Source organism: Streptomyces sp. NPDC051018 (assembly GCF_044456085.1).
Classification (GTDB): Bacteria; Actinomycetota; Actinomycetes; order Streptomycetales; family Streptomycetaceae; genus Streptomyces.
In genome coordinates, this window is record NZ_JBITFN010000023.1 from 64,398 (window position 1) to 77,587 (window position 13,190).

Annotated in this window: 8 protein-coding genes and 2 pseudogenes; 3 read left to right on the forward strand and 7 right to left on the reverse strand. The window is 71.0% G+C overall.

Annotated features, from left to right (window positions below; genetic code table 11):
* Positions 1–2 precede the first annotated feature (2 nt).
* From ACIBCM_RS29750 to ACIBCM_RS29760, 3 genes and pseudogenes are all read right to left on the reverse strand, one after another.
* Positions 3–731: a peptidase gene (locus ACIBCM_RS29750; protein ID WP_399248544.1), complete on the reverse strand. Its 729-nt coding sequence runs from the start codon at positions 729–731 to the stop codon at positions 3–5.
* Between the two features lie 199 nt (positions 732–930).
* Positions 931–1,422 (reverse strand): annotated as a pseudogene (locus ACIBCM_RS29755) (ATP-binding protein); the annotation flags it as partial.
* A 780-nt stretch (positions 1,423–2,202) separates the two neighbouring features.
* A complete protein-coding gene (locus ACIBCM_RS29760; protein ID WP_399248546.1) occupies positions 2,203–2,571 on the reverse strand; it encodes an STAS domain-containing protein in 369 nt (122 codons plus the stop codon).
* A 341-nt stretch (positions 2,572–2,912) separates the two neighbouring features.
* On the opposite strand from ACIBCM_RS29760, the gene ACIBCM_RS29765 reads away from it, so the two are divergent.
* From ACIBCM_RS29765 to ACIBCM_RS29775, 3 genes and pseudogenes are all read left to right on the forward strand, one after another.
* Positions 2,913–3,863 carry an RNA polymerase sigma factor SigF gene (locus tag ACIBCM_RS29765; protein ID WP_399248644.1) on the forward strand — a complete coding sequence of 317 codons (951 nt, stop codon included), beginning with the start codon at positions 2,913–2,915 and terminating at the stop codon, positions 3,861–3,863.
* A gap of 174 nt (positions 3,864–4,037) precedes the next feature.
* A pseudogene (locus tag ACIBCM_RS29770) lies at positions 4,038–5,195 on the forward strand (DegT/DnrJ/EryC1/StrS family aminotransferase); the annotation flags it as partial.
* 496 nt (positions 5,196–5,691) lie between these two features.
* The gene (locus tag ACIBCM_RS29775) at positions 5,692–7,935 is read left to right on the forward strand and encodes a lipopolysaccharide biosynthesis protein (protein WP_399248548.1); all 2,244 of its coding nucleotides are present in this window, start codon (positions 5,692–5,694) and stop codon (positions 7,933–7,935) included.
* Positions 7,936–8,326: 391 nt separating this feature from the next.
* Here ACIBCM_RS29775 and ACIBCM_RS29780 read toward each other — a convergent pair whose 3' ends face one another.
* Genes ACIBCM_RS29780 through ACIBCM_RS29795 form a run of 4 tightly spaced genes read right to left on the reverse strand, consistent with a single transcriptional unit; the run spans position 8,327 to position 13,072 of the window.
* Positions 8,327–9,433 (reverse strand): glycoside hydrolase family 26 protein, encoded by a 1,107-nt coding sequence (locus tag ACIBCM_RS29780; protein ID WP_399248550.1) that lies wholly within the window; start codon positions 9,431–9,433, stop codon positions 8,327–8,329.
* Entirely contained in the window at positions 9,433–9,834 is a 402-nt protein-coding gene (locus ACIBCM_RS29785) for a hypothetical protein (RefSeq protein WP_399248552.1), read from the reverse strand. Before ACIBCM_RS29785 ends, ACIBCM_RS29780 begins: the two co-directional genes overlap by 1 nt.
* Positions 9,834–12,302 carry a hypothetical protein gene (locus tag ACIBCM_RS29790; RefSeq protein WP_399248554.1) on the reverse strand — a complete coding sequence of 823 codons (2,469 nt, stop codon included), beginning with the start codon at positions 12,300–12,302 and terminating at the stop codon, positions 9,834–9,836. Before ACIBCM_RS29790 ends, ACIBCM_RS29785 begins: the two co-directional genes overlap by 1 nt.
* Before the next feature lie 14 nt (positions 12,303–12,316).
* Entirely contained in the window at positions 12,317–13,072 is a 756-nt protein-coding gene (locus ACIBCM_RS29795) for a polysaccharide deacetylase family protein (RefSeq protein WP_399248556.1), read from the reverse strand.
* Positions 13,073–13,190 lie beyond the last annotated feature (118 nt).

A 13,190-nucleotide genomic window follows, 5' to 3' on the forward strand; every position in this document is an offset into this window, starting at 1 on the left:
GGTCAGCCCGCGGTACGCCGGGCGCCGCGCCTGGTCAGCCAGAGCACTCCGGCCGTCCCGGTCAGCAGTACCGTGCCGCCGAGCGTGCCGAGCGCGACGGCGGAGTCCAGCGGGCCGGTCTTCGGGAGTTCGCCGCCGCCGCTCGACGAGCCGCCGCCGGAACCGCCGGTGTCGCCCGACGAACCGCCGGAAGCACCGTTGGAGCCGGAGCCGCCCGAGCCTCCGGAGCCCGTGACGTCCAGTTCGAGCGACGGCTTCGGGTTGTTGGACGGCGTACACGTCGTCGTCGTGCCGAGCGCCTTGATGGTGAGCACCCCGGCCGTGAAGGTCACCTTTCCGCTCTTCGACGGGGTGTAGGTGCCCGACAGATCATTGATCTTGATGGGCGAGTTGGCCGGGATCTGCTCCGTGTTGGGCGGTCCGGTGACCGAGACCGAACCCGACTCCGCACCACCCAGTTTGATCTTCGCGCTGGGGGTCATCGAGTTCTTGCCCAGCGCCACCGGGCTGGAGGAGACGCCCTTCTGGAAGGACATCGTCAGCTTGTAGCCGCTGCCGCTCCTGACCGCCTTGATGTCGATCGGCGAGACCGCGCTCTTGGGGCCGATCGGGGTCTGACACTGGTAGTTGACGTCCACGACGGTGGCTTGCGCGGCCGGGGCGGCGATCAGCACCACCGGGCCCGCCACCGCTGCCGCGAGCGCGAGACCTTTCCGTTTCCGGTACCTCACCTCGTAGTTCCCCTCATGCCGGAATCCATTGCCCTGAGCCCGAGCGACCCACCGTTCATTTACTGACGGCACATCAGATCGGGGCGCTCAAGGTACGCCTGGGACCTTGGGGAGGGAAGACAAAGAGCACGCCTTATTGACGTGCTCTACAAGAGATACGGATTCGGGCGCGGACGGTCACACGACGGCCCGCGTCTTCTCACGAAGGCGCGGCCAGTTCCGCCCACACGGTCTTGCCGGGCGCGCCCGCGACCCGTACGACACCCCAGTCGAGACAGAGCCGCTGCACGATAAACATGCCGTGCCCGCCGGGGCGGCCCGCCCGGTGCGGGGTGCGCGGCGCGGGCTGCCCGGTGCCGCGGTCGGTGACCTCCAGGCGCAGCACCTTGCCGTCGCAGCCGACCCTCAGCTCCTCGGGGCCCTCGGCGTGCAGACAGGCGTTGGTGACCAGTTCGGAGACGACCAGCAGGACGTCCTCGGCGGCGGCCCTGCGGTCGGCCGTGGCGGCGGGCAGCCAGCCCCAGTCGTACAGCGCCTGCCGGGTGAAGTCACGGGCGAGCGGGACGATACCGCTCGCGCTCGCCAGCCCGAGCCGGCGGACGGGGCCGCGGGAGGCCACGGCCGCCGGGGCGGGGCCGGGCGGGGCGGGGTGGGAGGCGGGACCGCGACCCTCCGCCGGCGCGGGGCCCGGGGCCCCGGCATCGGGGGCGGCGGGCTCCCCGGGGGCCTGGTCCGCCGGTGCGCGGTCGCCCCGGGCCGGGTCGCCCGGAGCCGGACCGCCCGGACCTTCAGCGGTCTCGGTCGAGGCCGGACCACTCGGACCCGCAGCGGTCTCGCTCGAAGCAGGACCGCCCGGAGCCGGACCACTCGAAACAGGGTCGCCCGGAGCCGGACCACTCGGGGCAGTGTCGGTCGGAGCCGGGCCGCTCGAAGCGGGATCAGTCGGACCCGGGCCGCTCGGGGCGGGGTCGGTCGAGGCGGGTCGGTGCGACGCGGGCGCCTGCGCGGCGGCGGAGGAACCGCCGCCCGGGGCGCCGTTCGGCTCAGGACCGAGGTCGCCCGGCTGCTGCCGGGTGGTGCTCATCAGCGCTTCACCTCACCGAATCACCAGTTCGCCAGTTTTCTGTCTGCACGCTCACCGGCTCGCCACCGCTCCGACGCCCCGTTGAGGTCCCCGCTTGAGTTCCCGTTGAGTTCCCGGCTTTCACACGTCTGCACCACTGCTCCGGTTCCCGTACTCAGAGTGCCCGACGACCGGCGTTCCGCGCGGGACCTGTGGGAGTTCTCCTGCCCCACGGATCAGTGACAACACTCACCTTCGCCGACAACGGAAAACCCAGCGGAAACCGCCTTGGACTGCTCCTGCCCCCGGGCCCCGTCCGGGATGTCCCCGGCGCCCCGTCCGGGACCGCTCAGGACGGTGGGGACAGACCGTGCGAAGGTGCGCCTCGGGTGACCTCGGGGCCGGGCATCAGACGGCCAGCGCCGCTTCGACGCTCTCGTGCACGGTGAACACCGCTTCCGCCCCGGTGATCTCCAGCACCCTCGCCACCACGGGCTGCATCCCGGCCAGATGGACCCCGCCTCCGGCCGCCTCGGCGCTCAGCCGCGCGGAGAGCAGCACATTGAGTCCGGTCGAGTCGCAGAATTCCAGCCGGGAGCAGTCGACGACCAGCCGGGAGCGGCCCGCTTCGAGAGCCGCCTCCAGGGGCACCCGCAGCAGATCCGCCGTATGGTGATCGAGTTCACCCGCCGGCTGAAGCACCTCACTGTGGCCTTCGGTCCGAACCTCGACCCGAAGGCGGCCCTGATTCACGCTGCCGGCCGTCGCGCCGTCCATGCCCGCACCCTTCTCGCCGAGTTTTCGCTGGGTTTCACTGGGTTTTTGCTGGGTTTCGCCAGGTTTCCGACCGCGCGACCCGTTCGGCGCACGGCTGTCCAGAGAGCTGTGACGTCCGTCGAACATTACGCCTTCCGCACGGTCCACAGCCACCGGAACAGCTCAACAAAAGGGACATGGCCGACAATTGGAACTTGCTTCCGGCCGGGGGAAACGGGTAGGGCTTGTTAGGACCACGACCACGACGGGACAGCAGACCCACGGCCGGCTTTGGAGGCGCCGCTCACCGCAGCTGAAGTATGGGCATCGGCAGCCATATGCCGAGAACGATGGAGGAGACCATGTCACCCCGGCTCGACGCACCGCGTACCCCCACCACCGCGCCGTCGGCACCGTCAGACCGCACACCCGCCGCCCCCGTCCTGGAGGTACTGCCCCCACTCACGGAGGAGCACCCTCCGTTCCCGGACGAACTGCCGATCCCGGACGAACTGCCGCCGATTCCCCCCTTCGGCGAGGTGGGACCGCTGGACGCGCGCGCCCTGTCGAAGACACTCTTCGCCCGGCTGGAGCGCCTCGAAGAAGGCACCCACGAGCACGCCTACGTCCGCAACACGCTCGTCGAGCTGAATCTCGCGCTCGTCAAGTTCGCCGCCTCCCGCTTCCGCTCCCGCAGCGAGCCGATGGAGGACATCGTCCAGGTCGGCACCATCGGCCTCATCAAGGCGATCGACCGCTTCGAACTCAGCCGGGGTGTCGAGTTCCCCACGTTCGCGATGCCGACCATCATCGGCGAGATCAAGCGCTTCTTCCGGGACACCAGCTGGTCGGTCCGGGTTCCCCGCAGACTCCAGGAACTGCGGCTGGACCTGGCGAAGGCCGGGGACGAGCTGTCCCAGCGCCTGGACCGCTCCCCCACCGTCGGCGAACTGGCCGAGCACCTCGGCATCGAACGCGACGAGGTCGTCGAGGGCATGGCCGCGGCCAACGCGTACACCGCCAGTTCCCTGGACGCCCAGCACGACGAGGGCGACGACGGCTCCTCCGGAGCGCTCGCCGACCGCATCGGGTACGAGGACCACGGCCTGGAGGGCATCGAGTACGTCGAGTCCCTCAAGCCACTGATCGCGGGTCTCCCCCCACGGGACCGTAAAATTCTCTCCCTTCGTTTCGTCGCCAATATGACGCAGTCGGAGATCGGCGAGGAGCTGGGAATCTCACAGATGCATGTCTCCCGTCTCCTCGCCCGTACGCTGGTCACGTTGCGGAAAGGGCTGACGCTGGACGAGTGATCCGGGGCACCGCCGGAACGGCTCGGGGGGTCTGTTCCGTTACGGAACAGGCCCCTTCCCGTCATTGACGGGGCAGTCCGGTTTGGTCCACATTTGAGCACGGGGTGAGTGGGGGGAACGACTATGGCTCTCGGGGAGGGCCGGCCGTCCGCGTACACAGCGCTGGAACAGCTGATGCGTGAACGGCTGGGCAGAGAATGTCTTTATGTGCCGTCGGGCCGGATCGCCCTCTGGCTGGCCATGCGCCACTGGTGCAGACCGGGCGGACGGGTGCTGATGTCACCCGTCAACGACGACGTGATCTTCTTCGTGGCCCTCGCCGCGGGACTGCGTCCTGTGATGGCCCCCCTGCGTCCCGAGGACGGCTCGATCGACGTCGACGCCGTGCCCGAGTCCGTCTGGCACGGCCTCTCCGCCGTTCTGACCACCAATCTGTACGGGAACCCCGACCCGGTCCTCGAACTGCGCTCACGCTGCCATCTGCTGGGCATACCGCTGCTGGAGGACTGCGCCCACGCCATCGGCACCGAGATCGGCGGACGGCCCGTCGGCACCTTCGGGGACGCGGCCGGCTTCAGCCTCGGCAAGCACGCCGGCGCCAAGAGCGGGGGCATACTCGCCCTCGCCGACCCCGCGCTGCGCCGCCCGCTGGAACACGCCCGTGACGAACTCCTCGAACCCGGCGGTCTGCTGTCGGAGCTCGTCTACGGGGTACGCCCGTACGCCGAGGCGACCGTGCGGGGGCTGCGGCTCGCCCCGGCGGCCCGCGCCGTCATGAGGCGCCTCGGTATGGAGGAGCGCGAGGACATCCGGATGGCACTGCGCCCGGAGGAGCTTCGCCGCGCCCTGCCGACCGCGCCCTCGCTGAGCGGCTTCAACTCCTGGGTCCGCGTCGACATGCACGACTACCGCCAGCGGCCGGGCCCGCTGCGGCTGCGACGGACCGAACGGAAGCTGGCCGAGCTGGACGCCCGGCTGGGCGCCTACCGGGAGGGCACCCGCAAGCTGCTGGCCTCCCGCTGGGCGATACCTCGGCCGGGGCCCGTACAGCCGCTGTTCCAGGTGCCGCTGCTGGTCGAGGACCGGGACGCGGCCAGGGCCCTGCTCGCCCGGCACCGGATCGTCACCGGTTATCTGTACGACCCGCCGCTCGACGACTACGCCGGTGAGTACTTCACCGACCCCTCGCCCCTGCCCCAGGCCGCCGCCTGGTTCGGGCGCCATACGCTGCCCTGCGACCCGTTGAAGGCCGACCGGATACTGGCCGTCCTCGACGGGTCCGACGTCCTGCCCGCGCCGCCCTTCCGGCCCGGCACAGCCGCCGGAGTCCCGGGAATGCCGGGCGTGCTGGGAACGCCGATGGTGCCGGAGATGCCGGGGGTGCCCCTCCAGCAGACCCGCTCCTCCCGGACGATCCACGTCCAGGGAGCCGCGTACGGCGAACACCGTGCCGATCACCGCGCCGAACGGCTGCGCGCACAGCAGAGCCGGCTCCCGCAGGGCCCCGGGCACCCCGTACAGCGGAACCGGACGGAGCAGAGCCAGGCACAGCAGGATCAGGTTCGGCAGGACCGGGCACAGCAGGATCAGGTTCCGCAGGGCGGGGCGCCGCACGACCAGGCCCGGCAGGGCCGCGCGGAACTGGACCGGCTCATGGGTCTGGTGGACCCCGCACACCGCGTGGACCCGATCGTGCGGCAGCGACGCGACGGGAGCACGCCTCCCGCGCAGCCGGGAACCGGCCGGCACGCCCCACGGCATCAGGGGCCCGGCGACGAGCACCACACCATGGAACTGAGGGCGGTCCCGACCGCCCAGGACGGGAACAGTGTCTGATATCGAGACGACCCGGCTGCGCAAGCTGCCCGAGTCGGCGGACACCACTCGCCTGCGCAAGCTCCCCGAGTCGGCCGCGTCCCCCGGGGCGCCCGGGGCCCCCGCGACGGACGAGCCGGGGGGAGACGGAACGGAGGGGAACAGTCCGGACGGCGACGGCGCCGATCACGGCCAGGACTCCCTGTTCCGCAACGCCTATGCGCTGATGCTCTCCACCGGGGTCTCCGCCGCCCTCGGCCTCGGCTTCTGGCTCGTCGCCGCCCGCTACTACACCAAGGACGCCGTCGGCGAGGGCTCCGCGGCCATCGCCGCGATGCGGCTGCTCGCGTCCATCACCGCGACCACGATGATCGGCGCGGTGGTGCGCTACGTACCGCGCGCCGGCCGCACCACCGGGCCGCTCGTGTGGCGCACCTATCTCTTCAGTTCCGCCGTCGTCCTCGTGGCCTCGGTCGTCTTCCTGCTGACGCTCGACCTGTGGGGACCCTCGTACGAGCCGCTCCGCGGGCTGTGGCCGGGACTGTGCTTCGCCGCCGCCTGTGTCGCCTGGGCGCTGCTCACCCTCCAGGACGGGGTGCTCACCGGACTGCGCAAGGCGTTCTGGGTGCCGATCGGCAACGCCGTGTTCTCCGTCGGCAAGCTCGTCCTGCTCGCCGTGTTCGCGAGCGCGCTTCCGGTGCTCGGCATCTTCGTCTCCTGGGCGCTCGCCATGGCGCTGTCGATCGTGCCGCTCGCCTGGCTGATCTTCCGCCGGCTGATCCCGCAGCAGGCCGCGGCCGACCGTGACCGCGAGCCGCCGCGGATGAAGGAGGTCGGACGGTTCCTGGTCGGGGACTCGTTCGGCGCGCTGTTCTCCATGGCAATGATCAATCTGCTGCCGGTGATGGTCGCCGTGCAGTTCGACGCCACGCAGAACGGCTACTTCTACATCGCGTACACCGTCGGCGGCACGATGGAGTTCATGGCCATGAACATGGCCTCGTCGCTGACCGCGCACGCCTCCCACAGCCCCGAGACACTGGCGGCGGGCGTACGGGGTGCCCTGCGTCGGATGACGCTGCTGCTGGTCCCCGTGGTGCTGGTGCTGGTGGTGTTCGCGCCGCTGATCCTCGCGCCGTTCGGGTCCGCGTACGCCGACAACAGCTCCACCGTGCTGCGGCTGCTGGCCGCCGCCGCGCTGCCGAGGGTCGCCGTCGAGCTGTACATCGGCGTACTGCGCGTCCAGGGGCGTACGGGGATGCTCGCCCTCGTGCAGGGTGCGATGTGCACCCTCGTCCTGGGCAGCGCCGCTGTGCTGTTCGGACCCACCGGGATCTCCGGCGCGGGCTGGGCGATGCTGCTGTCGATGATTCTGATGGCCCTGGTGTGCGTGCCCGGACTGCGGGCCGCGCTCTCGGGGCGGGAGCCGGAGCCGTCGAAGCTGTGGGCCCGGCTGGTGGCCCGGGGTCCCGAGAAGGAGATCGAGTACGGCACCAACTGGGCCCGGAAGGCGGCGGAGCGGCGAGAGCGGCTCGCCAGGGACGAGCAGGAGTACGGCACCGCCGCGTATGTCTGGAGCGGGCACGACACGGCGACCCCGGCGTTCGGCATCCCCGTCTTCGTACCGCCGGATCGGGCGCCCGAACGCCCGGCGGCTGAGCCGGCCGCCGACGAGGACCGGCTGACCGTCTGGCTCTGGCTGGTGCTGGGGCTGGCGGCCGGGCTGTTCTGGGTGCCGCTCTCGCGCGCGGAGGATCTGGGCCGGGCGAGTCTGCTCGGCGGGGAACTGATCGGCGCGCTGCCGCCGGTGAGCCTGACCGCGGGCATCCTCCTCGTCATCGCGTACTGCGCCGCCGTCGCGCTCCAGCGGCCCAGGCCCGTACTGGTCGGCTCGATCCTCGTGGTGACGGTGGCCGCGCTGTACACCGGGCCGCTGCTGCTCGGGCTCCATCTCGACCAGGCCGGGGACGCGGGGACGAGGGCGCTCGGGGACTTCCTCGCCGCGGCGGCGGGGCTGGAGAGCCCGTCGAGCATTCTGCGGGCCCTGCCCGTGGTCCTTCAGGTCCTCTGCCTCGGCCTCGCTGCGGTGACCCTGCGGAAGCTGGGCGCGGACGAGCAGATCACGGCCATCGTGGTCTGGGTCCTCGCGGTGGCGGGCTGGGCGGCCCAGGACGCGATGGCGGCGGGGGCGCTGCCGGTGTTCGCGGGGTTCGCGGTGCTGTACGGGGTGACGGTGTGGTGGTCCCGCCGGAAGTAACTCTCCGGGCGACGGCCCCGGGCACCCCGCGCCTCAAACGCCGGCGGGGCTCGGTACTTGGTGTGCCGCCACCTCGCCAGCCGGACGCGGATCCGCGCCTCAAACGCCGGCGAGGCTGAGTTATGCCACCCGAGCCCGGAGAAACCCAGCCCGTCCGGCGATTGAGGACGAACCCGGGCCCCGGGCGGGGGCGCAGACACGCGCAACGGGGCACCCCCACCCCACAAGCAACGCGCAGCGCCCCCGCCTCAAACGCCGGCGAGGCTGAAAATGCCACCCAAACCCGCAGAAACCCAGCCCGTCCCGCGATTGAGGACGAACCCGGGCCCCGGGCGGGGGCGCAGACACGGGCAACGGGGCACCCCCACCCGTTGGCAGAGCCCCGCCGGGGTCAGCGGGTAGGAACGCGTTGGTGGAAGTAGCGGGACTCGCCCGCCTCGCGATACCCCTTCAGCGCCGGGCCCTCATTCACCGTGAGGTCGCATCGCTTCTCCTCCGACGTCGCCCGGTTCCAGTGCACCATCGCCTTCACCCTGGGCATGGAGCCGATGACCGAGGGAATCTCCTTGTACCAGTGGTACTGGCGGTCGGGGTCCTCCAGATCCGGCGCCGTCGCGAATTCCGCCATCATCAGGGGCTTCTTGTCGGAGATGTTCTCCAGCAGCCAGTCGTACGTGGGGCGCTGGCTCGCCTCGAAGTCCTTCCAGTTGTCGGTGTTGTGGCAGCCGTAGTAGTTGTACTGGTCCATGCCGATCCAGTCGACGTACTCGTCACCCGGATACAGCTGCTTCATCTCGTCCGCGCTGCCGAGATAGCCGGAGACCGTCCACACCCACACCACATTGTCGGCGCCGAGCTTCTGGAAACGTTCGTACAGATGCCGGTACGCGGCGACATACTCGGCGGGCGTGCCCGCGCCCTCCTTGATCCGGGCGTCGACCTCCTGGTCGAAGGAGAAGAAGACCCGCTTGCCGTACGCCTTGATCCGGCGGATCTGCGGGTCGATGATCTCCTCGTCGTACTGGCCGGAGGCGATGTTCTTCCAGCCGAGCTGTGTCTCCGTGTAGTTCTCGTGGTGCGGTTCGGTCCACACCGTGGACTCCCACGCCAGCATCAGCATGCGGTCGCGGCCCAGCTCCTGCTCGTCGTCGGTGAGCAGCTTCCCGTCGAGATCGTTGCCCGACATGTCGTGGTACGTGTAGACGAGGTCGAGCTTCCGGCCGATCTTCTTCTCGAAGGCGTACACCGGCGCGGTGAGGGAGCCCTTCTCGTCGTACGGGATGTACGCCCCCCACCACGCCCCGCACTCCGGCGCCAGCTTGTCGTCCGGTGCGCAGGGCCCCGTCGGCAGGGAGCCGGAGGCCGCGTTCTTGGGAAGGTCCTCGTCGCCCTTGCCCCCGAAACCGCCCGCCCAGACGCCGATTCCGGCGATGAACAGGGCCATCGCGACCAGGACGGCGGCGTACAGCCGCCTGGGCCCGGCGCGGTGCCTCGTCATCAACCGACGTCCGCGTGTTTGCGTTTGACCCGCTCGGCGGCGCCGGGCAGGGCAGCGGGAAGCGGGAAGCCGGGCAGAAACGCCGCCACGGTCGTGATCAGGGCGAGCGGCACCAGGAACGCCGTCGCCGAAAACACCTCCAGCAGGAAGAGCACGGTCGCGGTCAGTACCCCGAGGGAGAGGCTGAGCGGTGCGGCCAGCGCCCACACCTCCAGCCGGGCACCCTCCCGCAGCCCTTCCGGCCGGGGCAGGAGTACGGCCAGGCCGGGCCCGAAGAAGAGGAACAGCAGTGCCGGAATCCAGCGCAGCGGCCAGCCCCCGGGCAGCACGGTCGCCGTGAGCGCCACCCATCCGGACGCCGCCATGATGATTCTGAGCCGGGTCTCGTCGACCTTCTTCATCAGGAGGTTCCCCCACTTCGGGATCCGGCGGCACCGGCCGGCCGGTATTCCAGTACGACTCCGTACGGATGGTCCTCGATCACCTCGAACAGCGGCGACGCCTCCAGTTTCTCGCGCAGCTCGTCGAAGCCGCCGGGTGGCAGCAGCCCCTCGCCCGCGCTGTAGACGTCCTGGGTGCGGGTGAGGATGACGATCGCCGCGGGGACCCCGCTCGGGATCCCGTCGGCCAGGTATTTCGCCGGGTCCCTGAGCATCTTCTCGTTCTCCGGCAGTTCCTGCTCGGCGAAGAACCAGTGCTCGACCTTCTCGTAGCGGTGCAGGGCCTGCGGGAAGGAGCCGGTCGTGGCGAGGATGAGCGCGTCCTTGGGGGCCCGGTCGATGGCACGGGTGACCATGGCCGTCTCCGCCGGAGGCGTGTAGTACATCTTCTCCTTGCCGTAGTACGACGGCATGAAGCCCGCCACCAGCGCCACCAGGACGACCGGCAGCGCGATCGCGGTGACCCTGGTCCGGGTGTCCGCCCGGCCGGTACGTCTGCGGTTGCCGGGGGTCCCGGCCGCGGCCCCCGCCATACCGGCCGCGGCCGGTACGAGCGCGGCGGCGGCGAAGAACGCGGCGCCGGGCAGCCCGAAGAGATAGACGCGGAACAGCATCTCGCCGCCGTAGTCGTTGACGGCGAACAGCGGCACCGGCGCCGCCGACACCAGCAGCAGCGGCAGCGCGCTCCGGATCAGCTTGCGGCGCGCGAGCAGCGCGATCCCGGCGAGGAGCGCCACCGACAGCACCATGATGATGTTGGCGCGCCCGGCCAGCTCGGGCCCGGGGCCGGTGAGTTCTCCGGCGTATCCCGCGCGGGAGTTCTCCATCAGCCGGCCGATCGAGTCCTTCAGGGTGCCCAGTGTCTCCATGAACAGCGGGCGGCCCATGGTCAGGTCCCAGAACAGCATGATGACGACGGCGGTCGCCAGCAGACCCCAGTTGCGGTAGCGGCGGGTGAGCATCAGCGCGACCAGCGAGACACAGAGCATGACCGGGGTCAGCTGGTGGGATGCGTTGATCGCGAAGATCAGCGGTACGAGGATCGCGATACAGACGGCCCGCTGGCGCACGGTCGTCGGCGGCGGTACGGGCGCCGCCACCGGGTCGAGCAGGGTGCGGTCGCGCAGCGGTCCCGCCGAGCCGGGCAGCACGAAGTGGCGCAGCACCACGGCCAGCACGGTCAGATGCAGCAGGAAGGTGAAACCCTGGGGGGCGAGATAGTCCTGGCCGACCCAGTTGGCGGCCTGGAAGATCCAGACGCCGACCCAGACCAGCCGCCAGTCGTCGGTGAAGGTGCGGTAGATCACGACCAGCACCGGCATCATCAGCAGACCGAGGACGATCGGCGCCCAGTTGACGTACGCGGCGGCGCTCTCGACCCCGAAGACCCGCACCATGGCGGCGTTGAGGGAGAAGAAGCCGGGCCACTGCTCGTACGCGCCCATGTTGCCGGACTGCTCGCGGTACGGGTTCAGCTCACCGTTCAGCAGCAGCTGGTTGATGACCGCGTCGTGTTTGGAGGCCCACGGGTAGCGCACGGCGTCGTACAGGACCGCCGGTACGGCCTTCAGGGCGAACAGCAGGCCGACGCAGTAGGCGGCGGGCCACCAGTAGGCCGTGCCCGCCCGGCGCAGACTCAGCAGGAAGCCGCAGGTCAGAACGGCGAGCGCGAGGTAGAAGGTGATGGGCATCCGGTCCAGGAGGCCGTAGTCGCCCATGGTCCGGTGGCCGACGAACGGCAGCGACACCAGCCACAGGACGACGGCCACCGCCAGCGGCAGCCAGGACAGCAGCAGATCGCCCTGGAACAGACCGGGGGGGATGAGCCCCTTCCGCTGAGGGCCGCGACGTCTGCCGGTCCCTGCTGTCGCGTCGGTGCTCGCGGTCCCGTCGGTGGCGGTGGTGGCGGTCTCCGGGGGAGCGGCTGGGCCCTCGGCGAGGGTCGTGAGCTGCGGGGGCACGCGCAGCTTCATGGTCTCGCTGCCGTTGGTCCCGCCACCGCGACCGCCACCGACACCGCCACCACCGGACCCGGACCCGGTGCCGGAGGTGCCCGTACCGCTGCCGGTCGCGGTGGTGTCTCCCGTACCGGAGCCGCCCTTCTTCGCGAGGCGCCCCCGGGTGCTGCCCGAGTCCGCACCGCGTCCGGCGGCGCCGTCCGCGCCCGCCGTGCCGGCCGCCTTCCCGCGACGGCCGTCACCGGAGGTCCTGCCCGTGCCGGACGCACCCGCCGTGCCCGTACCGGCGGTGCCGCCACCGCCCGTACCGCCGGTATCCGTGCGACCGCCGCCCTTGCCCGTGCCCGTACGGGCACGGGTGCCGCCGCCCAGGACGGGAAGCCGCATGGTCTCGCCGCCCGGCGTGGGCCGCCGGTCCTCCGGCGGAGTGTCGGAACCGTCACTTCCGTCCCGACGGGGACTCTCTTGCACCTTGGTCTCCTGACCTATCCCGCGAAGCGCGGGCCCTTGACCGTCGCGCGAGCACGCCGGTACCACCGCCATCCGACCGTCGGAAGCGCGTCGCGGAACGGCGCGACCCTCGCCCCCCGGCCCTCCATCCACCCCTCGACGTCCGCCACCGTATGGGTACGGCGGACGATGAGCCGGGCGATGCGGTACATCTCGTCCGTCTGTGAACTCAGCGCGTGCCGCACCGCGACCGCCGAGGCGTACCCCTCGCGGAACGCGGCCCTGCGCACGCCCCGGCTGTTGTAGCCGTGCGGGTACGCCAGATGCGCGACCTCATGGCCGAGCACATCCTCCAGTACGTCCTTGGGCTCGCGCAGCTCCCGGCGCAGCTCGGCCGCCTTCAGGGTGTCCAGCTGGGCGTGGGTGATCGTGTGCGTGCCGATCTCCATGCCGTACTGCTCCAGCAGCGGCACCTGCGAGAGCGTCATCATCGGCGCGGGCGGCAGCAGACTGGTCCGGCCCGGTGTGATGGCCCCGGTGGTGAGATACGCGGTCGACACGATCGAGCGCTCGGCGAGCAGTTCGGCGGTCGGTCCCGGCAGATCGGCGAACCCGTCGTCGAAGGTGATCACCACGGGCCGGACGGGCAGCGGGGCGCTGCCCGTCAGATGGTCGACGAGCGCGCTGACCGTGACCGGGGTGCGCCCGCTGCCCACGATCGCGTCGAGCTGCTGACGGAAGGCCCGGGGGGTGACCGAGAACTCGGCGATCCAGGCAGGCGGGTCGTCCACGACGCAGTGGTAGAGCAGTACGGGAATGGTGGGGCTGGAGAGGCCGGAGGGCGCGGTCGCCCCACCTGCTCCGGTCCCTGCCCCGGTCCCGGACGTCCCACCGGCTCCCGTGGCCCCG